This is a genomic window from Pseudomonas sp. BTN1, from assembly GCF_001907715.1.
Classification (GTDB): domain Bacteria; phylum Pseudomonadota; class Gammaproteobacteria; order Pseudomonadales; family Pseudomonadaceae; genus Aquipseudomonas; species Aquipseudomonas paracarnis.
Window position 1 is genome coordinate 118,217 of the sequence record NZ_MPBM01000026.1, and the last position, 19,781, is coordinate 137,997.

At 61.5% G+C, this 19,781-nt stretch carries 19 protein-coding genes; 9 read left to right on the top strand and 10 right to left on the bottom strand.

What is annotated here, in order from left to right:
* Nucleotides 1-9 precede the first annotated feature (9 nt).
* From mltB to BMH52_RS13540, 7 genes are all read left to right on the top strand, one after another.
* The gene (mltB, locus tag BMH52_RS13510; RefSeq protein ID WP_020301955.1) at nucleotides 10-1,020 is read left to right on the top strand and encodes a lytic murein transglycosylase B; all 1,011 of its coding nucleotides are present in this window, start codon (nucleotides 10-12) and stop codon (nucleotides 1,018-1,020) included.
* Entirely contained in the window at nucleotides 1,020-2,024 is a 1,005-nt protein-coding gene (locus tag BMH52_RS13515) for a septal ring lytic transglycosylase RlpA family protein (RefSeq protein WP_014720084.1), read from the top strand. The genes mltB and BMH52_RS13515 overlap by 1 nt, the downstream gene beginning before the upstream one ends.
* A 180-nt stretch (nucleotides 2,025-2,204) precedes the next feature.
* Entirely contained in the window at nucleotides 2,205-3,362 is a 1,158-nt protein-coding gene (locus tag BMH52_RS13520) for a D-alanyl-D-alanine carboxypeptidase family protein (RefSeq protein ID WP_014720083.1), read from the top strand.
* Nucleotides 3,363-3,447: 85 nt separating this feature from the next.
* Entirely contained in the window at nucleotides 3,448-3,729 is a 282-nt protein-coding gene (locus BMH52_RS13525) for a DUF493 domain-containing protein (protein WP_005791752.1), read from the top strand.
* Entirely contained in the window at nucleotides 3,729-4,376 is a 648-nt protein-coding gene (gene lipB / locus BMH52_RS13530) for a lipoyl(octanoyl) transferase LipB (protein WP_014720082.1), read from the top strand. Before BMH52_RS13525 ends, lipB begins: the two co-directional genes overlap by 1 nt.
* Before the next feature lie 25 nt (nucleotides 4,377-4,401).
* Nucleotides 4,402-5,403, top strand: a complete 1,002-nt coding sequence (gene lipA / locus BMH52_RS13535) for a lipoyl synthase (protein ID WP_177345089.1) — start codon at nucleotides 4,402-4,404, stop codon at nucleotides 5,401-5,403.
* Nucleotides 5,404-5,556: 153 nt separating this feature from the next.
* Nucleotides 5,557-6,477, top strand: coding sequence for an LD-carboxypeptidase (locus BMH52_RS13540; RefSeq protein WP_073843934.1), 921 nt, complete (start codon nucleotides 5,557-5,559; stop codon nucleotides 6,475-6,477).
* Between the two features lie 115 nt (nucleotides 6,478-6,592).
* On the opposite strand, the gene BMH52_RS13545 is transcribed toward BMH52_RS13540, so the two are convergent.
* The 5 genes from BMH52_RS13545 to leuS form a co-directional block, all read right to left on the bottom strand.
* The gene (locus tag BMH52_RS13545) at nucleotides 6,593-7,918 is read right to left on the bottom strand and encodes a lytic murein transglycosylase (protein WP_003194458.1); all 1,326 of its coding nucleotides are present in this window, start codon (nucleotides 7,916-7,918) and stop codon (nucleotides 6,593-6,595) included.
* Nucleotides 7,919-7,979: 61 nt separating this feature from the next.
* On the bottom strand, nucleotides 7,980-8,144 hold the full coding sequence (arfA, locus tag BMH52_RS13550; protein ID WP_003176285.1) for an alternative ribosome rescue factor ArfA: 165 nt from the start codon (nucleotides 8,142-8,144) through the stop codon (nucleotides 7,980-7,982).
* Nucleotides 8,145-8,317: 173 nt separating this feature from the next.
* The gene (holA, locus tag BMH52_RS29395) at nucleotides 8,318-9,355 is read right to left on the bottom strand and encodes a DNA polymerase III subunit delta (RefSeq protein ID WP_003194456.1); all 1,038 of its coding nucleotides are present in this window, start codon (nucleotides 9,353-9,355) and stop codon (nucleotides 8,318-8,320) included.
* A 39-nt stretch (nucleotides 9,356-9,394) separates the two neighbouring features.
* On the bottom strand, nucleotides 9,395-10,000 hold the full coding sequence (gene lptE / locus BMH52_RS13565) for an LPS assembly lipoprotein LptE (protein ID WP_014720078.1): 606 nt from the start codon (nucleotides 9,998-10,000) through the stop codon (nucleotides 9,395-9,397).
* Nucleotides 10,001-10,088: 88 nt separating this feature from the next.
* Nucleotides 10,089-12,695: a leucine--tRNA ligase gene (gene leuS / locus BMH52_RS13570; RefSeq protein ID WP_073843936.1), complete on the bottom strand. Its 2,607-nt coding sequence runs from the start codon at nucleotides 12,693-12,695 to the stop codon at nucleotides 10,089-10,091.
* Nucleotides 12,696-12,956: 261 nt separating this feature from the next.
* On the opposite strand from leuS, the gene BMH52_RS13575 reads away from it, so the two are divergent.
* Together BMH52_RS13575 and BMH52_RS13580 are read left to right on the top strand one after the other, a co-directional pair.
* Nucleotides 12,957-13,262 (top strand): hypothetical protein, encoded by a 306-nt coding sequence (locus BMH52_RS13575; RefSeq protein ID WP_072435477.1) that lies wholly within the window; start codon nucleotides 12,957-12,959, stop codon nucleotides 13,260-13,262.
* 97 nt (nucleotides 13,263-13,359) lie between these two features.
* Nucleotides 13,360-14,121 (top strand): YdcF family protein, encoded by a 762-nt coding sequence (locus BMH52_RS13580; RefSeq protein ID WP_014720075.1) that lies wholly within the window; start codon nucleotides 13,360-13,362, stop codon nucleotides 14,119-14,121.
* Between the two features lie 112 nt (nucleotides 14,122-14,233).
* On the opposite strand, the gene lnt is transcribed toward BMH52_RS13580, so the two are convergent.
* The 5 genes from lnt to miaB form a co-directional block, all read right to left on the bottom strand.
* Nucleotides 14,234-15,757: an apolipoprotein N-acyltransferase gene (lnt, locus tag BMH52_RS13585; RefSeq protein WP_014720074.1), complete on the bottom strand. Its 1,524-nt coding sequence runs from the start codon at nucleotides 15,755-15,757 to the stop codon at nucleotides 14,234-14,236.
* Between the two features lie 8 nt (nucleotides 15,758-15,765).
* The gene (locus tag BMH52_RS13590) at nucleotides 15,766-16,605 is read right to left on the bottom strand and encodes an HlyC/CorC family transporter (RefSeq protein ID WP_003194444.1); all 840 of its coding nucleotides are present in this window, start codon (nucleotides 16,603-16,605) and stop codon (nucleotides 15,766-15,768) included.
* A 42-nt stretch (nucleotides 16,606-16,647) separates the two neighbouring features.
* On the bottom strand, nucleotides 16,648-17,106 hold the full coding sequence (ybeY, locus tag BMH52_RS13595; RefSeq protein WP_019818065.1) for an rRNA maturation RNase YbeY: 459 nt from the start codon (nucleotides 17,104-17,106) through the stop codon (nucleotides 16,648-16,650).
* Entirely contained in the window at nucleotides 17,099-18,103 is a 1,005-nt protein-coding gene (locus tag BMH52_RS13600; RefSeq protein ID WP_019818064.1) for a PhoH family protein, read from the bottom strand. The genes ybeY and BMH52_RS13600 overlap by 8 nt, the downstream gene beginning before the upstream one ends.
* A 230-nt stretch (nucleotides 18,104-18,333) precedes the next feature.
* Nucleotides 18,334-19,662: a tRNA (N6-isopentenyl adenosine(37)-C2)-methylthiotransferase MiaB gene (miaB, locus tag BMH52_RS13605; protein ID WP_014720071.1), complete on the bottom strand. Its 1,329-nt coding sequence runs from the start codon at nucleotides 19,660-19,662 to the stop codon at nucleotides 18,334-18,336.
* Between the last annotated feature and the right edge of the window lie 119 nt (nucleotides 19,663-19,781).

The window sequence follows — 19,781 nt, forward strand, 5'->3', positions numbered from 1 at the left end:
AAGATGTCAATGCAAGTAATGCGCGGCTGGGCGACTCGGCATGCGACCTGGATGGGCCTGATCGGGCTGCTGGGGGCAACGCAAGAGGCGCAGGCCGGTGACTACGATGGCTCTCCCCAGGTTGCCGAATTTGTCGGTGAGCTGACCCGCGACTACGGTTTTGCCGGTGAGCAACTGATGGGCGTGTTCCGCGAAGCCCAGAAAAAGCAGGCGATCCTCGACGCCATTTCCCGGCCCGCCGAACGCGTCAAGCAGTGGAAGGACTATCGCCCGATGTTCCTCACTGATGCACGCATCGCCCGCGGCGTGGATTTCTGGCGCCAGCACGAGGCGGTACTGGCCCGCGCCGAGCAAGAATACGGCGTGCCGGCGCAGGTGATCGTCTCGATCATCGGCATCGAAACCTTTTACGGGCGCAATACCGGCAGCTACCGGGTGATCGACGCCTTGTCGACCCTGGGCTTCGATTACCCGCCCCGCGCCGAGTTCTTCCGCAAGGAACTGCGCGAATTCCTGTTGCTGGCCCGCGAAGAGCAGGTCGACCCGCTGAGCCTCAAGGGCTCCTACGCCGGGGCGATGGGCTTGCCGCAGTTCATGCCGAGCAGCTTTCGGGCCTACGCGGTGGATTTCGACGGTGACGGGCACATCAATATCTGGAGCAACCCCGACGATGCCATCGGCAGCGTGGCCAGCTACTTCAAGCGCCACGGCTGGGTGGGCGGCGAGCCGGTGGTTATCCGCGCCGATGTCGCGGGCGAGCACGCCGACGAGGGCCTGACCCAAGGTATCGAACCGGTCAAGACCGTCGGGGAGTTGCGAGCGCTGGGCTGGTCGAGTCAGAATGCGCCACGCGACGACATGCCGGTGACGGCATTCCGCCTGGAAGGCGCAAATGGCCCTGAATACTGGATGGGCCTGAAGAATTTCTACGCAATCACGCGTTATAACCGCAGTGTGATGTACGCCATGGCCGTGCATCAGCTGTCAGATGAGCTGGTTCAAGCACGGGGCAACAAGTAATGCGGGTATCGCCGTTCAAAAAACCGCTCAAGCTGGTGGCGTTCGCCGCGTTGTCCTTGTTGGTAGCCAGTTGCTCCACCACGCCTAACCGTGCGCCGGCCAAGAAGGCCGGCGGCGCGGTCGTGCGTGCCCAGCCGGGCCTGGACATCAACCGCGCGCACAAAGACGGCGCGCCGTGGTGGGATGTGGATGTGTCGAAAATCCCGGACGCCACGCCGACCCTGCACACCGGCCCCTACAAGGCCAACCCCTATACCGTGCTGGGCAAGAATTACTTCCCGCTGCAGGAGTCCAAGACTTACGTGCAGTCGGGCACCGCGTCCTGGTACGGCACCAAGTTCCATGGCCAGAACACCGCCAACGGCGAAGTGTATGACCTGTATGGCATGAGCGCGGCCCACAAGACCCTGCCGCTGCCCAGCTATGTTCGCGTCACCAACCTGGACAACAACCGCACGGTGATCCTGCGGGTCAATGATCGCGGGCCGTTCTATTCGGACCGGATCATCGACCTGTCCTACGCCGCCGCCAAGAAGCTTGGCTACGCCGAAACCGGCACCGCCCGGGTGAAAGTCGAAGGCATCGACCCGGCGCAGTACTGGGCCCAGCGCGGCAAGCCGGCGCCGTTGATGCTCAACGAACCGGCTACCCCGCAACCGCAAGTGACGGCCTCGACCGGCAAGATCGAGCAGTGGACGCCGCCGCCGGCGCAACATGCTCCGGATACCGTCGTCGTCCCTCACGCGGCACCGGGCGCCTCGATGGCGGGCGGGCAATACCTGCAGGTCGGCGCTTTCGCCAACCCGGATGCGGCAGAACTGTTAAGGTCCAAGCTCAGCGGCATGGTCAGTGCGCCGGTTTTCATCAGCTCCATCGTGCGTAACCAGCAAACGTTGCACCGTGTGCGCATGGGCCCGATCGGCTCGCCGAGCGAAGTGGCGCAAGTGCAGAACAGCGTACGCCTGGCCAACCTGGGGCAACCTAGCGTGGTCACCGCAGAATAAGTAACGCATTGATGGCTCGGGGGCGTCTGCGTGCCCGAGCCCTGGTTGTTGGCTCGTTGAACAATAAAAACCCAGGGGCAAGGGGTGAGCGGGCAACCGAACACGTGACAGTCTGGAAGCGGGCTGTCTGAATAGTTTTGCCCGCGAGGGCAAGTTTCCATAAGCAATTTCGAGAGACGGATGAACATCACCACCTTAGCCAAACGCACGTGCCTGCTTATCTCGCTGATCATCACCCCGGCCGCCTGGGCGGTTGAAATGGTGCCGGCCTCCCCGCAACTGGCCGCCAAGTCGTGGGTCCTCATGGACGCCGCCAGTGGCAACGTGCTGGTCGAAAACGGCGGTGATGTACGCCTGCCGCCTGCCAGCCTGACCAAGCTGATGACTGCCTACATCGCGACCCTGGAAATCCGTCGCGGCCAGATCGGCGAAAACGACCCGGTTACCGTCAGCGAAAACGCCTGGCGTACTGGTGGTTCGCGGATGTTCATCAAGGTGGGTTCGCAAGTGACCGTGAGCGACCTGCTGCACGGCATCATCATCCAGTCCGGTAACGACGCCAGCGTCGCCCTGGCCGAGCACATCGCCGGCAGCGAAGACGCCTTCGCCGACATGATGAACAAAACCGCCGGTGAGTTGGGCATGACCAACAGCCACTTCATGAACCCGACCGGCCTGCCGAACCCGGAGCACTACTCGTCGGCTCATGACATGGCGATCCTGGCGCGCGCGATCATCCGCGTTGACCCGGTGCACTACGCGATCTACTCCCAGAAGGAATTCTTCTGGAACAACATCAAGCAGCCTAACCGCAACCTGTTGCTGTGGCGCGACAAGACCGTCGATGGCCTGAAGACCGGCCACACCGACGAAGCCGGCTACTGCATGGTGTCGTCCGCCGTACGTGATGGCCAGCGCCTGATCGCCGTAGTATTCGGCACCAACAGCGAGCAGGCCCGTGCGGCCGAGACGCAAAAACTGCTGACTTACGGCTTCCGCTTCTTCGAAACCCAGACCTTCTACCAGAAGGGTGCTGAACTGGCGACCGCGCCGGTGTGGAAGGGCTCGACTTCTCAAGTCAAGGCCGGCCTGGCCGACGACCTGACCCTGACCATGCCTAAAGGCCAGCTGAAAAAGCTCGCCGCCAGCATGACCCTGAACCCGCAATTGGTTGCGCCAATCGCCAAGGGTGATGTGATCGGTAAGGTCGAAGTGAAGCTGGACGACAAGGTGGTGCACAGCGCCGACCTGATCGCGCTGGACGCTGTCGAGGAAGGTGGTATCTTCCGCCGCGTATGGGATAGCATCCGTCTATTCTTCTACGGCTTGTTCAACTGATTGTGTGCACCTGCAAAGCCCCGCGTTGATCCAACGCGGGGCTTTGCCCGTCGCCACGGCTTAGCGCTTACGAGGCTGTTCTGCCATGACCGATAAAGACGTAGAAGTAAAGGCGCCAAAGATCGAATTTCCTGTGACGGATTATCCCGTCAAGGTGATCAGCGATACCGGTGTCGGCCGCAAGGACAAGATTCTCGAAATCGTGCGCAAGCACGCGACAATCAACGACAACCGCGTGGACGAGCGCCAAAGCTCCACCGGCAAGTACACCACGATCCAGTTGCACATCGTTGCGACCGATCAAGACCAGCTCTACAACATCAACAGCGAACTGCGAGCCACCGGCTTCGTGCATATGGTGCTGTGATGTCGCAAGTCCTGGGCTTTCGCGAGCTCGGCCGGATGGCATACGAGCCGGTCTGGCATGCCATGCAGCGCTTTACCAATGAGCGCGGCACCTCGGCCCCGGATGAAATCTGGCTGGTGGAACACCCGCCGGTCTTCACCCAGGGTCAGGCCGGCAAGGCCGAGCACTTGCTGCTGCCGGGTGATATTCCGGTGGTGCAGGTCGACCGAGGGGGACAAGTGACTTACCATGGGCCCGGTCAACTAGTGGCTTACCTGCTACTGGACGTGCGCAAGCTGGGGTTTGGCGTGCGCGACCTGGTCAGCCGCATGGAAACGTGCCTGATCGAGCTATTGGCCAGTTACGGCGTGACCGCCGTGGCCAAGCCCGATGCACCGGGTGTATACGTGGATGGCGCGAAAATCGCCTCCCTGGGGCTGCGCATTCGCCACGGTTGTTCCTTTCATGGCCTGGCCTTGAATGTGGACATGGACCTGGCGCCGTTCCGGCGCATCAACCCGTGCGGTTACGCCGGGCTTGCGATGACCCAGTTGAGTGAGCATGCAACATCCATAGAATTTGCCGAGGTAAGTGCCCGGCTGCGCGCGCAGCTCGTCAAACACCTCGACTATGCAGAGCAGACGACCCTGACGGGCGGAATCGATTGATATGACTACTGATGTTGTGCAAACCATGATCCCGGCGCTGGACATCACTGAGCGTCCAGCCCCGGCCCCGCGTGCCAAGGTGGAAGCCGGCGTCAAGCTGCGCGGCGCCGAGAAGATTGCACGCATCCCGGTCAAGATCATCCCGACCACCGAACTGCCGAAGAAACCTGACTGGATTCGCGTGCGCATCCCGGTTTCGCCGGAAGTCGACCGTATCAAGTCGCTGCTGCGCAAACACAAGTTGCACAGCGTATGCGAAGAAGCCTCCTGCCCGAACCTGGGCGAGTGCTTCTCTGGCGGCACCGCCACGTTCATGATCATGGGTGACATCTGCACCCGTCGTTGCCCGTTCTGCGACGTCGGCCACGGCCGTCCGAAGCCGTTGGACGTCAACGAGCCAGAAAGCCTGGCCATCGCCATCGCCGACCTGAAGCTCAAGTATGTGGTGATCACCTCGGTAGACCGCGACGACCTGCGTGACGGTGGTGCCCAGCATTTTGCCGACTGCATCCGCGAGATCCGCAAGCTGTCGCCGAACGTGATGCTCGAAACCCTGGTGCCGGACTACCGTGGCCGGATGGACGTCGCCCTGGACATCACCGCTGCCGAGCCGCCGGATGTGTTCAACCACAACCTGGAAACCGTGCCGCGCCTGTACAAGGCTGCACGCCCGGGTTCGGACTACCAGTGGTCGCTGACCCTGCTGCAGAAATTCAAGCAGATGATGCCGCACATCCCGACCAAGTCCGGCTTGATGCTGGGCCTGGGTGAAACCGACGAAGAAGTCATCGAAGTCATGAAGCGCATGCGCGAACACGACATCGACATGCTGACCCTGGGCCAGTACCTGCAACCGTCCCGCAGCCACTTGCCGGTGCAGCGCTTCGTGCACCCGGACACCTTCGCCTGGTTCGCCGAGGAAGGTTACAAGATGGGCTTCAAGAACGTGGCCTCGGGCCCGTTGGTGCGGTCTTCGTACCACGCCGACGAGCAGGCCAAGCTGGTCAAGGCGAGCCTGGTTTCGTAAGCCGCCCCCAGAATCAATGTGAAATGCTGGCTTGTGTGGGAGCTGGCTTGCCTGCGATAGCATCACCTCGGTGTCACTGATACACCGAGGCGCTTGCATCGCAGGCAAGCCAGCTCCCACATTTCGTTCTGCGTCATATAGGGAGAACCATGGATGACCGCCGCCGTACCTGCATTGCGCCCCGAAGGCACCTTCGGCCTGATCGCCCCCGCCGGCCCCGCCGCGCTGGATGTTGAAAAAGCCGGGCAATGGATGCGTGCCCGTGGCTACCAATTGCACATTTTCCCCGGGGTGTACGAGCACGACGGTTACCTGGCCGGCAGCGATGAAGTGCGCGTGCGTGATTTGCATGCCGCCTTCGCAAACCCCGATATCGATGTCATCCTTTGCCTGCGTGGCGGTTACGGCACGCCCCGTTTGCTCGACGCCCTGGACTTCGACCTGCTGCGCGCCAACCCGAAGCCGTTCGTGGGCTACAGCGATATCACCGCCTTGCATCTGGCCATCAACCGCTATGCGGGCTTTGTGACGTTCCATGGCCCGATGCTCAACGCCGACCTGCTCGGCGGCAAACAGCCACCCACCGAATCCTCCTTGTTCAGCCTGCTGCGTGGCCAGCGGGGCGCCGGCAGTGTGCTGCCGCACCCGATGGCCTACCCGTTGACCACAATCGAGCCAGGTGTGGCCTGTGGGCGCTTGCTGGGGGGTAACTTGTCGATGATCGCCGCGGTCATGGGCACGCCTTACGAAATAGACGCTGACGGCATCATCCTGTTTATCGAAGACGTCAACGAACCGCTCTATCGCATTGACCGTCTGCTGACCCACCTGCGCCTGGCTGGCAAGCTGGCCCAGGTCGCCGGTGTGCTGGTAGGGGATGTGGCTGGTGTGGATAGCGGGGCGTTGGCACGTCTGCTGAAGCAGTCCTTTGAGCCGCTGTGCATTCCAGTGCTGGCAGGCTGGCGCAGTGGGCATTGCGACCCGAACCTGACATTGCCGATGGGCGCCTTGGTGCGTCTGGATGCGGGGGAGCAGCGTGTGGTGTTGGAGCAGGATGTAGTGTTCAAGGCCTGATCGTTCCCACGCTCTGCGTGGGAATGCCTCCAGTGACGCTCTGCGTCACCCTCTTCAGCCGCGGACGCGGAGCGTCCAAGGCAGCGCTCCCACGCAGAGCGTGGGAGCGATCACTTCAGCGGTTCTGCAGCGATTCCAGCAACTTCACCGTCGGATACCCATCCGCCGGCCAGCCCAACGCCTGCTGCGCAGCCCGAATCGCCTTGCGCGTGTTGGCGCCAATAATCCCGTCGGCATTACCCGCGTCATAGCCTTTGGCGCTGAGCGCCGTCTGCAGGTCTATGCGTTGCGAACGGCTCAGTGGCAGCTCATCCTTTGGCCAACTGCCCCGAATCACACCGCCACCGCCAAACCGCTCCGACAGCAAGCCAACCGCCAGTGCATAAGACGACGAATTGTTGTACTTGAGGATCGCGCGGAAGTTATCCAGCACCAGGAACGCCGGGCCACGGTAGCCGGCCGGCAGCAGCAGGGCGGCGGACAGCTGGTCGACATTGGCCGGCAGGCTCACGCCAGGCGGCAGTTGGATGCCCAGTTGCAGCCATTGCGCCACGGTCTTGCGCACGCCGCCATCGGCCAGGCTGTAGTCGAAGCCCGACGGCAGCGGCTGTACTTCAACGCCCCACGGCTGGCCTTTCTGCCAACCGGAGCTTTGCAGGTAATGCGCGGTGGAGGCGAGGGCGTCGGACGGGCTGTTCCAGATATCGCGGCGACCGTCACCGTCGAAGTCCACGGCATGGGTGTTGTAGGTGGTCGGGATGAACTGGGTCTGGCCCATCGCCCCGGCCCAGGAACCTTTCATCTGGTCGGCCTGAATATCGCCATGCTGGATGATCTGCAGCGCGGCCAGCAACTGCGCTTGCGCAAAGGCCGGACGACGTCCTTCATAGGCGAGGGTGGCCAAGGAGCGGATCACCGAGTTATTGCCCTGGAAAGCGCCGAAGTTGCTCTCCATGCCCCACACCGAGACCAGCGCCTGGCGGTCGACGCCATAGCGTTGCTCGATGCTTTGCAGAATATCGGCGTACTTGACCAGCAGTGCCTGGCCATTGCGCACGCGCACCGGCGACAGTGCTCCGTCGAGGTACTCCCACACCGGGCGGGAAAATTCCGGTTGGCTGCGGTCGGCGCGAATCACCGCCATATCAGGTGTGACGCCGGCAAAAGCGTTATCGAACACGGCCGCAGTGATCCCGGCCTGCAGCGCTTGCGCACGGAAGCCAGCTTGCCATTCGGCAAAGGTCTGGGTCGGCTGGATATCGAGATTGTCCACCGCCAACGGGGCCACCACGGCAGGCGCGATAGCCGGGGCCGTCTGGAGCTTGGGCAGGGGTTGAGCGTCCGCAGCGGTAGGTTTTTCGGCGCAGGCGACAAGCAGAATGAGGCTGGAGGCAGCGATCAATTGGCGCAGGTGCCAATGACGAGAAAGACGAGAGGGCATGCACAGGTCCAGGGGTTACAAATCAGGTACAGACCTTATCATGCCAGAGGGGCGCTTGCCTTCAGGCAGCCAGAAAGTAAGAAGCCTCCCAGCTATTAGACTGGAAGGCTTCGCGGCGGTAGCTGCCTTTGCCTTTGCCGGCGCGTTCCTGGCGGCTGCGGAACAAGGGCTGGGCGATGATGGATTTGGCCTTGTTGGGGCCATGCTTGGATGGCTTTTTGCTCATGGTGGATTCTCTCGCTTGAGGGTGGAATGCAGCGGTGCAAATCATCTGCCGAAGTGGGCCGGCTGTAAAGCCCGTCGATAGGTGGGAAATGTCGCAAATAGGCAGTGGGCAGAGTCAATGTGGGAGCAGGCAAGCCAGCTCCCACAGGGTTTTGTGCCGTTGTACAGAGGTGGTTATTCGGCAGGCAACGCCAGGCGCTGGCCAGCCATCAACAGCGACAAACGGCTCAGGCTCATCCACGGTGAGCCGGCAGCCTGGCCTTTGATCTGTGCGTCGATGCGCTGCGCTTCCAGTAACAGTTGCGCCCAGCGTTGCGCCGAGTGCCGTTGCAGGGCTTTGCTCATCAGGGGTTTGCGTTTGTCCCACACCGGCGGCCTGGCCTGGCTGAAGCATTTGTCCAGCGGTGTGCCTTGGCTGTATTGCAGGGCAATGTTCGCCAGCACCCGCAGCTCACGGGCCAGTGCCCACAGAATCACCGGCGGTTCCACTCCTTCGCCACGCAGGCCTTCGAGCATGCGCAGGGCGTGGGCGGGCTCGCCGTTGAGGATGGCGTCCACCAGGCCGAACACATCAAAGCGTGCGCTATCGGCCACTGCGCCTTGCACGGTTTCGACGGTGATCTGCCCGTCTTCAGCCATCAACTTGAGCTTTTCGATCTCCTGGGCGGCGGCAAGCAGGTTGCCCTCGACCCGAGCGGCGATCAGTTCCACGGCATCCTGTGTCGCCGCCAGCCCTGATTGCGACAGGCGCTGACGAATCCACTGCGGCAACTGGTTGCTGTCCACCGGCCAGATCTGGATGAACTGAGTCTGTGGACCTTCAACCAGGGCCTTGCCCCACTTGGTTTTCTGCGCGCTGCCGTCAAGCTTGGGCAGGCTGACCAGCAGCACGGTGTCTTCGGCGGGGCGCGAGCAGTATTCCATCAGGGCCGCCGCGCCTTTATCGCCCGGCTTGCCCGAGGGCAGGCGCAGTTCCAGCAGGCGTTTTTCGGCAAACAGCGACATGCTCGCGCCAGCTTGCAGCAGCGTGCCCCAGTCGAAACTGGCGTCAGCACTGAACACCTGGCGTTCATCGAAACCTTGCTGGCGTGCGGCGGTGCGGATAGCGTCGGCCGCTTCCTGGCACAGTAGCGGGTCGTCGCCGCTGACGATGTACACAGGCGCAAGGCCACCTTGCAGGTGTTTGGCGAGTTGGGCGGGGGCAAGTTTCATAGGCAGGGCGAACGGGGCGCCAGGGGCGCCCCGTCTGGCTTACTCGACAGGGACTTCAACAGGCGACTGTTTCGGCGTGTTGTCTTCATATTCCTGCGCGGCTTTCAGGGCGTCGGCATCAGCCTTGGCCTTGTTGTCGGCCACTTGCTGCAGCTCAGCCAGTTTTTCCGGAGTGAGCATTTGCAGGCGAGTCATCATGCGCTGGATCAGCTCACGACGCATTTCCTTGCGCACCTGGATGGTCTCGGAGTCCGAACCCACCAAGTTGTTGCCATCGTGGCTCACCACTTTCTGCACCTGGATCTTGTCACCCATCAACGGCAACTGATCACGGCCTTGTATTTCGAACATCAGCGCAGTGTTCAACTCGACGTCGGACGCACGGCCAGCACTCGCGTAGCTGATATTGCGCTGGGTTTCTCGCTCATCCGTCAGGATCAGTTTGTAGGTGGCGCCGTTGTACACGTGCACACCGCTGTTTTCCAGGGTCTGGCGCAGCTGGGTGACGGTTTCGCCGTAGGCGTTGCGGGCGCTGACGTCGAGTTCCTTGAGCGACAGCTCATTGGTGCCGGTACCGCGCAGCTGGAAGCCGCAAGCGCTCAACAGCACGGCAAGGCCCATAACCAGCAGATTGCGTTTGATCATTTTGTTGCTCCCCTTGAAACCAGGTGGGCCTTCTCGGGCCCTAAAGGTTTAGTTCGGCGTGGGGCCCAAGCCCCGCGCCTGATCCGATTTAGCTGGCGACGATATTGACCAGTTTGCCAGGCACCACGATCACCTTGCGGATGGTCAGGCCTTCGGTAAAGCGCAGCACGTTCTCATTGATACGTGCAGCTGCTTCAACCTCTTCACGGCTGGCGCTGGCCGGCATGTCGATCTGGCCACGCAGTTTACCGTTAACCTGGATGACCAGTTGCAGCGTGTCCTGTACCAGGGCGCTGTCATCCTGCACCGGCCAGGCGGCATCGATGACGGCACCGCTGTGGCCCAGACGGCTCCACAGTTCATGGCTGATGTGCGGCGTGATCGGCGCGAGCAACAGGGTAACTGTTTCCAGGCCTTCCTGGATCAGCGCACGATCTTGTTCGGTCGCCTGCGAGGCTTTTTCCAGCACGTTCATCAGCGTCATCACCTGGGCGATGGCGGTGTTGAACTTGTGGTTCTGCCCGACGTCCTGGCTGGCCTGGCGGATAGCCAGGTGGATGCTGCGGCGCACGGCTTTCTGCTCGTCGTTCAAGGCGCCGAGGTCCAGCTTGCCCGGCAGGCCCTGGCTGACATGGGCGTGGGCCAGGCGCCAGACGCGCTTGAGGAAACGGTGCGAGCCTTCGACACCCGAGTCGGACCATTCGGCGCTCATGTCAGGCGGCGAGGCGAACATCATGAACAGGCGGCAGGTGTCGGCGCCGAACTGATCGATCATCGACTGTGGGTCGACGCCGTTGTTCTTGGACTTGGCCATCTTCTCGGTGCCGCCGATTTCCACCGGCAGGCCGTCGGCCTTCAATTTGGCGCTGATGACCTTGGCCTTGCTGTCACGCTCAAGCTCGACATCCGCCGGGTTGAACCAGGTGTAGGCGCCATTGGCTTCGCGACGATAGTAAGTGTCGGCGATCACCATGCCCTGGGTCAGCAGGTTCTTGAACGGCTCATCGGAGCTCACCAGGCCTTCGTCACGCATCAGCTTATGGAAGAAGCGCGCATACAGCAGGTGGAGGATGGCGTGTTCGATGCCACCGATGTACTGATCCACCGGCAACCAATGGTCGGCTGCGGATTTCTCCACCAGGCCACCTTCATAATGCGGCGAGGCATAACGAGCGTAGTACCACGAGGACTCCACGAAGGTGTCCATGGTGTCGGTTTCACGCTTGGCCGGTGCGCCGCACTTAGGGCAGCTGCACTCGTAGAACTCAGGCATGCGTGCCAACGGCGAGCCAGCGCCATCCGGCACCACGTCTTCTGGCAACACGACCGGCAGTTGGTCTTCCGGTACCGGCACGTCGCCGCAGGTTTGGCAGTGGATGATCGGGATCGGGCAGCCCCAGTAGCGCTGGCGGCTGATGCCCCAGTCGCGCAGGCGGAACTGGGTGCGCGAGGCACCGAAGTTTTTCTGGATCAGGGCCACTTCCATGGCATCGAAGGCGCCCTGGAAGTCCAGGCCGTCGAATTCGCCGGAGTTGATCAGCGTGCCGTGCTCGCCGTAGGCGTCTTGCCACGGAGCGGGGTTGGTGTCGCCCGAGCTGGTGCGCACGACCGACTTGATCGGCAGGCTGTACTTGGTAGCGAATTCGAAATCGCGCTCGTCGTGGGCCGGCACGGCCATGACGGCACCATCGCCGTAGTGCATCAATACGTAGTTGGCGACCCAAACCGGCAGTTTCTCGCCGGTCAGCGGGTGCTCGACGAACAGGCCGGTTGGCAGGCCTTTTTTCTCCTGGGTGGCGACGTCGGCTTCGGCCACGCTGCCGCCTTTGCATTCAGCGATGAACGCCTGCAGCTCAGGGTTGTTCTGTGCGGCCTGGGTGGCCAGCGGGTGTTCGGCGGCCACGGCGACGTAGGTCGCGCCCATCAGGGTGTCGGGGCGGGTGGTGAAGACCTTGAGTGCGCCCGCTTCGCCGATGGAGTCGACGTTGTATGGGAACTGCACTTCCATGCCCTTGGATTTGCCGATCCAGTTGCGTTGCATGGTCTTGACCTGTTCAGGCCAGCCCGGCAGATCGTCGAGGCTCGACAACAGTTCATCCGCGTAGGCGGTGATCTTGAAGTAGTACATCGGGATTTCGCGCTTTTCGATCAGCGCGCCGGAACGCCAGCCGCGACCGTCGATAACCTGTTCGTTGGCCAGTACGGTCTGGTCGATCGGGTCCCAGTTCACGGTGCCGCTTTTTTTGTAGATCACACCTTTTTCGAACAGGCGAGTGAACAGCCATTGTTCCCAACGGTAGTAATCCGGCTTGCAGGTGGTGACCTCGCGGGACCAGTCCACCGCCAGGCCCAGGCTGCGCAGCTGGGTCTTCATGTAGGCGATGTTTTCGTAGGTCCACTTGGCGGGCGCCACGTTGTTTTTCATCGCGGCGTTTTCTGCCGGCATGCCGAAGGCGTCCCAACCCATAGGTTGCAACACGTTCTTGCCGAGCATGCGCTGGTAGCGCGAAATCACGTCGCCGATGGTGTAGTTGCGCACGTGCCCCATGTGTAGCTTGCCGCTGGGGTAAGGGAACATCGATAGGCAGTAGTAAGTCTCCTTGCCTGGCTGTTCACTGACTTCAAAGGACTTTTGCTCGTCCCAGAAGGTTTGGGCGGCATTTTCTATTTCACGGGGCTGATATTGTTCGTGCATGGCTACTTTTGAACTGGATAGGGGTGGCCTAATCCTCTTCGGTGCACTGTCCGGGTTGTTCGACACCAAGAAGCGGCGCGTCCGTGCCCAAACCCTGCGGGAAGTGGAGTTACAGGAAGCGCCGTAGCATACATGACCCCACTCTATCGAGGGAAACCCTGATTGCGCGGCAAGGGCCGTCTGTCGCGGCACCGGGCAGGCGCAGCCACGGGGGCTACGCTGTTTAGTGGGGAGCAAGTATTTCTTCAATGAGGTGAGGGGATGGTTGAATCGCAGCGAACTTTAACGAAACCGCAGTTGTATGAAGGATTGATCGACCGTTTGGGTCGGGCATTGGATGCCGCAAGAACCGCAGGCCGATTGCGTGATGAGCGGCCTCTGGAGCTGGAGTTGCGAGGCTTGAGCCAGGCGGAACTTGAATTGATCAAGAACTACCTGGCGTTGAATCACGACCGCGCCTCCCATGGGCAGGCTTCCCCGCCCGCTCATTCGGCCAAGGTCATCTGGCTCAAAGACGTGGCGACCGGCCGTGGGCCAGAGAACTTCCGGTCCGTGCGGTGCAAGTGAGCCACGCGTTATCCGTTAGCGTTATCAAAATGTTGTCGGTAAGGATTGTTGCAAAACCCCGATGCATCTAGGCTGCGGGCATCTTTGGAGATGCCCGATGCCTTTTCGTTATTTCATTAAACAACTGTTGTTGCCGCCCGGTATTTTTCTGCTGTTGCTGGCGTGTGCCTGGTGGTTTCGCCGCAGCCGTCCGCGCCTGGCGGGCTTGTGCTTTGCCCTCGGGCTGGGCGGGATGTGGTTGATCAGCCTGCCAGTGATGGTGCAGTGGGGCGCCCGTGTCCTGGAGACAGAACCACCTTTGGCCCGGGAAGACTGGGCCACCTTGGCCCAGCGTGCCGACGCGATTGTGGTGCTGGGCTCGGGGCGCGAGCGCGGTGACGTTGCCTGGGGCAGCGACCAGCCCACCGGTATTGGCCTGGAGCGTGAGCGTTTTGCCGCGCGGCTGGCCAAGGCATCCGGTTTGCCAGTGCTGACCAGCGGTGGCTTGCACTACGGCACGCCGCCCAGTGAGGCCGAGCTGATGGCCGTGTCGATGCAGGATGACTTCGGTGTCACCGTACGCTGGAAAGAAGAGCGAAGCCGCACTACCTGGGAAAACGCCCAGATGAGCGCCGAGATACTCTTGCCTCAAGGCATCAAGCGTGTGGTAGTGGTGACCCAGGCCTGGCACATGCCGCGTTCGGTGTGGAGTTTTGAAAAGGCCGGCTTCACCGTGGTGCCGGGGCCGGTGGGCTTTTTGGGTGTGGACCATGGCCGACCGCTGGGTGGCTGGATGCCGGAGGTCAAGGCGGTGTGGCAAAGCGGGCAGTTGATCAATGAAGCGGTGGGGCAGGTGGGGTATCGGTTGTTTTACCGGTAGGCGCAACACAGGAGATCAAAATGTGGGAGCTGGCTTGCCTGCGATGGCGGTGGGTCAGTGAGCACTCAGGGCACTGATACACCGCCATCGCAGGCAAGCCAGCTCCCACAGGTCAGAGCGTTTTGGACATTCGTGCAGCCAGCAGAGCCCAGCCAAACAATGCCAGGCACACAATGATCAACGGCCACGAACGCCATTGCAGGTACGGCGTGAGGTTATGCATCGGCACCACCTCTCCATAGAGAATGCCGCGCTCGAACTGCGGGATCTGCGCGGTGATCTGCCCAAACGGGTTGATCAGCCCGGTCACGCCGTTGTTGGTGGCGCGGATCATCCAGCGGCCAGCCTCCAGCGCACGCATTTGCGCCATTTGCAGGTGCTGTAGCGGGCCGATGGAGCGGCCGAACCAGGTGTCGTTGCTGATAGTCAGCAGCAGGTCGCTCTGGGCCGACAGGCCGGCGGCGAATTCGGGGTACACCACTTCATAGCAAATGAACGGCGCAATCTGATAACCCTTGGCCTGCAGCATGGCCTGGTCAGAAGGGCCGCGGGCGAAGTCCGACATGGGCAGGTCGAAAAAGGCGATCAGCCCGCGCAACATGTCCTGCAACGGCACGTACTCGCCAAACGGCACCAGTTTCTGCTTGAGGTAGGTGCCGTCACCTTCACCCACCACGGTGATGCCGTTGAAATAGCGCTTCTGGTGGTGCACTTCCTGGCGAATCGGTACCCCGGTGATCAACGCACTGTCCCGGTCGGCGGCAAACTTGCCCATCATGCCCAGGTAGCCCTCGACGGACTCCTTGAGCACCGGCACGGCGGTTTCCGGCCAGACCAGCAGGTCGACGCGCTTGGAGCTCAGGCTCATGTCGCGGTACAGCGCCAACTGTGCATTGAGCTGGTCGGGGTCCCACTTCATGCTTTGCTCGACGTTGCCCTGAATCGCGGCCACGCTCAGCGGCGCGCCAGACGGCGACGTCCAGGCGTGATGCTTGAGCGCCAGGCCAATGGCCCAAGGTGCAACCAGCAATAACAGACCCGCGCCGATGAAGGCATTGCGCTTGCTGGCCAGCAGACGCGGCAGGTTGCACAGCAATGCGGCGGTGAGTGCGAGGGCGAAGGAAATCAGCCACATCCCACCCAATGGCGCGAGGCCGGTCAAAGGCCCATCGAGTTGACTGTAACCGGAGTACAACCACGGGAAACCGGTAAGGAACCAGCCACGAAAGGCTTCCTGGCCGACCCACAACGCGGCGAACGTCAATGCATCCGCCAGTGGTGCTTCGTTACGGCGCAACCAGCGTGCCCATAACCAGGCGGGCAGGGCAAAGAACCAGGCGATGGCGGCGGTGAACAGCAGCATCAGGAACCCCGCCAGCAGCACCGAAGCGCCGCCGAAGTGGTGGATGCTGTAGTAGATCCAACTGGTGCCGGCGCCAAACAGGCCGAAGCCGAAACACCAGCCACGGGCCAGGGCTTGGCGGGGTGTCAGCTCCCGCAGGCCGATATAGAACAGGCCGACCGCTACCAGCGCCAACGGCCAGATATCGAACGGCGCCAGCGCCAGGGTTGTGATGGCGCCGGCCACCACGGCCAGCAAGTTACCGGGCCAGCCGGGTGCGATCATACGGCGCATGTCAGTCCTTAGCGGGCGATAGGTGTCAAACGGATCAGATGGATACGACGGCTATCGGCATTGAGGATGCGGAAGCGATACGCACCGATCTCGGTGGTTTCATTACGCTTGGGCAAATGCCCGAACGCACTCATCACCAGGCCGCCTACGGTGTCGAACTCATCGTCCGAGAACTCGCTGTCGAAAAACTCGTTGAAGTTCTCGATCGGCGTCAGCGCCTTGATCAGGAAATCACCGCTGGGCAGCGGCTTGATGTAGCTGTCTTCTTCGACGTCGTGCTCGTCTTCGATGTCGCCGACGATCTGCTCCAGCACGTCTTCGATGGTGACCAGGCCGGCCACGCCGCCGTATTCGTCAATCACAATGGCCATGTGATTGTGGTTGGCGCGAAACTCGCGCAGCAGCACATTCAGGCGCTTGGACTCGGGCACGAAGGTGGCCGGGCGCAGCAGGTCCTTGATGTTGAAGCTGTCGCCGTTCTCCTTGAGGATCAACGGCAGCAAGTCCTTGGCCAGCAGGACGCCCATGACGTCGTCATGGCTTTCACCGATCACCGGGTAGCGCGAATGCGCCGAGTCGATCACGGCCGGGAGGAATTCCCGTGGGGTCTGGGTCGCCTTGATGCTGATCATCTGCGAGCGCGGGACCATGATGTCGCGTACTTGCAGGTCAGCCACCTGGATGGCGCCCTCGACGATGGCCAGCGCTTCGCTGTCCAGCAATTTGTTCTGGTGTGCATCGCGCAGCAGCTCCAAGAGCTCCTGGCGGTTCTTCGGCTCGTGGGCAAAAGCCTGGGTCAGTTTACCCAGCCATGACTTCTGCCCGTTGCTCGATCGGTCTTCGCTCATAGCGATTACTCTAAATCCTTTGATATGACAGTTGAGTGTTGATCAGTTTTCGTCGTCTGCGTACGGGTCGCGGTGACCCAGCTCTGCAAGCAACGTTCGTTCCAGCGCTTCCATTTCCTCGGCTTCGTCATCGTCTATATGGTCGTAACCCAAGAGATGCAAGCAGCCGTGGATGACTAGATGGGCCCAATGGGCCTCAAGTTCCTTGCCTTGTTCGGCCGCTTCGCGTTCGACCACCGCGACGCAGATCACCAGGTCGCCCAGCAGCGGGATATCCAGCAATTCGTCGGGCACGTCGGCGGGGAAGGACAGCACGTTGGTCGCGTAGTCTTTCTGGCGCCAGGTGTGGTTCAGCTCACGGCCTTCGGCCTCGTCCACCAGACGAATGGTCAGTTCCGAGTCGGCGGTGCGCTGGCGCAAGGCCAGTTCACACCATTGGCGGAACTGGGCTTCGCTGGGGGCGGGCGCGTCGGTGGCCAGCTGCAGGTCTAGCTCAAGCATCGTGGCGAGCGTCCTTGGCGGGCGCGTCGTCGCGGTGTTCGAAACGCTCATAGGCCTCGACAATGCGCTGCACCAGCGGGTGGCGTACCACGTCCTTGGGCATGAAGTGCGTGAAGCTGATACCCGGCACGTCCTTGAGCACCTCGATCACCTGGCCCAGGCCCGACTTGGTGCCCTTGGGCAGGTCGACCTGGGTGATGTCGCCCGTGATCACGGCAGTGGAGCCGAAACCGATACGGGTGAGGAACATCTTCATCTGCTCAACGGTGGTGTTCTGGCTTTCGTCGAGGATGATGAAGCTGTTGTTGAGCGTGCGGCCACGCATGTAGGCCAGTGGTGCGATCTCGATCACCTGGCGCTCGATCAGCTTGGCCACGTATTCAAAGCCGAGCATCTCGTACAGCGCGTCGTAGAGTGGGCGCAGGTACGGGTCGATCTTCTGGGCCAGGTCGCCGGGCAGGAAACCGAGCTTTTCGCCGGCCTCGACCGCTGGGCGCACCAGCAGGATGCGCCGCACTTGCTCGCGCTCCAGGGCATCGACAGCGCAGGCCACCGCCAGGTAGGTCTTGCCGGTACCGGCCGGGCCGATGCCGAAGTTGATGTCGTTGCCGAGGATTTCCTTGACGTACTTCTGCTGATTCAAGCCGCGGGGGCGAATCATGCCTTTTTTGGTACGCAAGGCCACGCTGGCTTCGGCCACCGGGTTATTGGCCAGGTCTTCCACAGCCGATTCCTGCAGGTACAGGTGCACGGTCTCCGGCGACAGCTCGCTACCCTTGGTTTCGCGGTAGAGGCGGCGCAACAGGTTTTCTGCAGACGTGGTGTGTTGAGGTTCACCAATGAGCTCGAACTGATTGCCGCGGTTGCGGATCTCGATGCTCAGGCGTTGTTCGATCAGGCGCAGGTGCTCGTCGAACTGGCCGCACAGGTTGGCGAAACGGCGAGCCTCAAACGGCTCGAGGATAAAGCGATGGGGTTCTGCTATGGGTGCGTTCAAGGTTGCTTTTAGCCGCCCTTTGGCTGATGAGGTGAGAGAGAGAATAACGCCAGGCGCCGGTGTGCGAAAGCACTTAAATAGCTTGGCCCCACTCTCGATAACCCTGAAGAACCCCTGTGGGAGCTGGCTTGCCTGCGATAGCGGTGGGTCAGTTGGCACATAGGGCACTGATACATCGCTATCGCAGGCAAGCCAGCTTCCACATTTTGATCTTCATCCGGTCAGCGAGATCAGTTGATCAACGAGCCACGCAACGAGTGTGGCTGCGCCGCATCAATGTGCACATCGGCAAACTGGCCGATCAGCGTGGGATTGTCGCAGCGGAAGTTGACGATTCGGTTGTTCTCGGTACGCCCCTGCAATTCACCCGGGTCTTTCTTCGAATAATCGGTGACCAGAATGCGCTGGATCGAACCGACCATTTGTCGGCTGATTTCAAAGCCCTGCTGATTGAGGCGATGTTGCAGCGCGTTCAAGCGCTCTTTTTTCAACGCTTCCGGGGTTTCATCCAGCAGGTCGGCAGCCGGGGTGCCCGGGCGCTGGCTGTAGACGAACGAGTAGGAGAAGTCGAAACCGACGTCCTCGATCAGCTTCATGGTCTGCTGGAAGTCTTTCTCGGTTTCGCCCGGGAAGCCGACGATAAAGTCCGAACTGATGCAGATGCCCGGCACGGCAGCGCGCAGTTTGCGCAATTTGGATTTGTATTCCAGCGCGGTGTGGTTGCGCTTCATCGCCGACAAAATGCGGTCCGAACCCGATTGCACCGGCAAGTGCAGGTGTTTGACCAGCTCTGGCACTTCGGCGTGGGCCTGGATCAGGCTGTCGGAGAACTCCAGCGGGTGGGAGGTGGTGTAGCGGATACGCTCGATGCCATCGACAGCGGCGACCACGCGGATCAATTCCGCCAGGTCGGCCAGGCGGCCATCATCGGTCTGGCCACGGTAGCCGTTGACGTTCTGGCCCAGCAGGGTCACTTCGCGCACGCCGTTTTCAGCCAGGTGGATGATTTCCGATAGCACATCGTCAAACGGCCGGCTGACTTCTTCGCCGCGGGTGTAAGGCACCACGCAGAAGGTGCAGTACTTGCTGCAGCCTTCCATCACCGACACATAGGCGCTCGGCCCATCGATGCGCGGTTCGGGCAGATGATCGAATTTTTCGATTTCGGGGAACGACACGTCAACCTGCGGCAGCTTGGTGATGCGTGCGGCGTCGATCATCTCGGGCAAGCGGTGCAGGGTTTGCGGGCCGAACACCACATCGACATAGGGCGCGCGGTCGCGGATCGCAGCGCCTTCCTGGCTGGCCACGCACCCGCCGACGGCGATCACCATGTCCGGGTTGGCCAGTTTCAATTCGCGCCAGCGGCCCAGCTGCGAATACACACGGTCCTGGGCCCGCTCGCGGATCGAGCAGGTATTGAGCAGGATCACGTCGGCATCTTCGGCGCGGGCAGTGACTTCCAGGGCCTGGTGTTCGCCCAGCAAGTCGACCATGCGCGAGCTGTCGTACTCGTTCATCTGGCAACCGTGGGTTTCGATGTAAAGCTTCTTGGCCATGGGAATCGTCAACTGGTGGTAAAGAACCGCGCATTATAGGGGGCATGCCCATTGGTTCCTAGCGCTGTGCATCGGGTGCCATGCTATAGTTCGCGCCCTCTTTTATATCCCCATGTGTT

Bases quoted from the DNA above. Each gene is read 5' to 3' on its own strand.
- miaB (WP_014720071.1), bottom strand. From the start codon at position 19,662: ATGGCCAAGAAGCTTTACATCGAAACCCACGGTTGCCAGATGAACGAG.
- leuS (WP_073843936.1), bottom strand. From the start codon at position 12,695: ATGCACGAACAATATCAGCCCCGTGAAATAGAAAATGCCGCCCAAACC.
- ybeY (WP_019818065.1), bottom strand. From the start codon at position 17,106: ATGCTTGAGCTAGACCTGCAGCTGGCCACCGACGCGCCCGCCCCCAGC.
- BMH52_RS13580 (WP_014720075.1), top strand. From the start codon at position 13,360: ATGCCTTTTCGTTATTTCATTAAACAACTGTTGTTGCCGCCCGGTATT.
- BMH52_RS13520 (WP_014720083.1), top strand. From the start codon at position 2,205: ATGAACATCACCACCTTAGCCAAACGCACGTGCCTGCTTATCTCGCTG.
- BMH52_RS13545 (WP_003194458.1), bottom strand. From the start codon at position 7,918: ATGCCCTCTCGTCTTTCTCGTCATTGGCACCTGCGCCAATTGATCGCT.
- BMH52_RS13515 (WP_014720084.1), top strand. From the start codon at position 1,020: ATGCGGGTATCGCCGTTCAAAAAACCGCTCAAGCTGGTGGCGTTCGCC.
- lipA (WP_177345089.1), top strand. From the start codon at position 4,402: ATGATCCCGGCGCTGGACATCACTGAGCGTCCAGCCCCGGCCCCGCGT.
- BMH52_RS13540 (WP_073843934.1), top strand. From the start codon at position 5,557: ATGACCGCCGCCGTACCTGCATTGCGCCCCGAAGGCACCTTCGGCCTG.
- lipB (WP_014720082.1), top strand. From the start codon at position 3,729: ATGTCGCAAGTCCTGGGCTTTCGCGAGCTCGGCCGGATGGCATACGAG.
- lnt (WP_014720074.1), bottom strand. From the start codon at position 15,757: ATGCGCCGTATGATCGCACCCGGCTGGCCCGGTAACTTGCTGGCCGTG.
- holA (WP_003194456.1), bottom strand. From the start codon at position 9,355: ATGAAACTTGCCCCCGCCCAACTCGCCAAACACCTGCAAGGTGGCCTT.
- BMH52_RS13590 (WP_003194444.1), bottom strand. From the start codon at position 16,605: ATGAGCGAAGACCGATCGAGCAACGGGCAGAAGTCATGGCTGGGTAAA.
- BMH52_RS13525 (WP_005791752.1), top strand. From the start codon at position 3,448: ATGACCGATAAAGACGTAGAAGTAAAGGCGCCAAAGATCGAATTTCCT.
- mltB (WP_020301955.1), top strand. From the start codon at position 10: ATGCAAGTAATGCGCGGCTGGGCGACTCGGCATGCGACCTGGATGGGC.
- lptE (WP_014720078.1), bottom strand. From the start codon at position 10,000: ATGATCAAACGCAATCTGCTGGTTATGGGCCTTGCCGTGCTGTTGAGC.
- BMH52_RS13575 (WP_072435477.1), top strand. From the start codon at position 12,957: ATGGTTGAATCGCAGCGAACTTTAACGAAACCGCAGTTGTATGAAGGA.
- arfA (WP_003176285.1), bottom strand. From the start codon at position 8,144: ATGAGCAAAAAGCCATCCAAGCATGGCCCCAACAAGGCCAAATCCATC.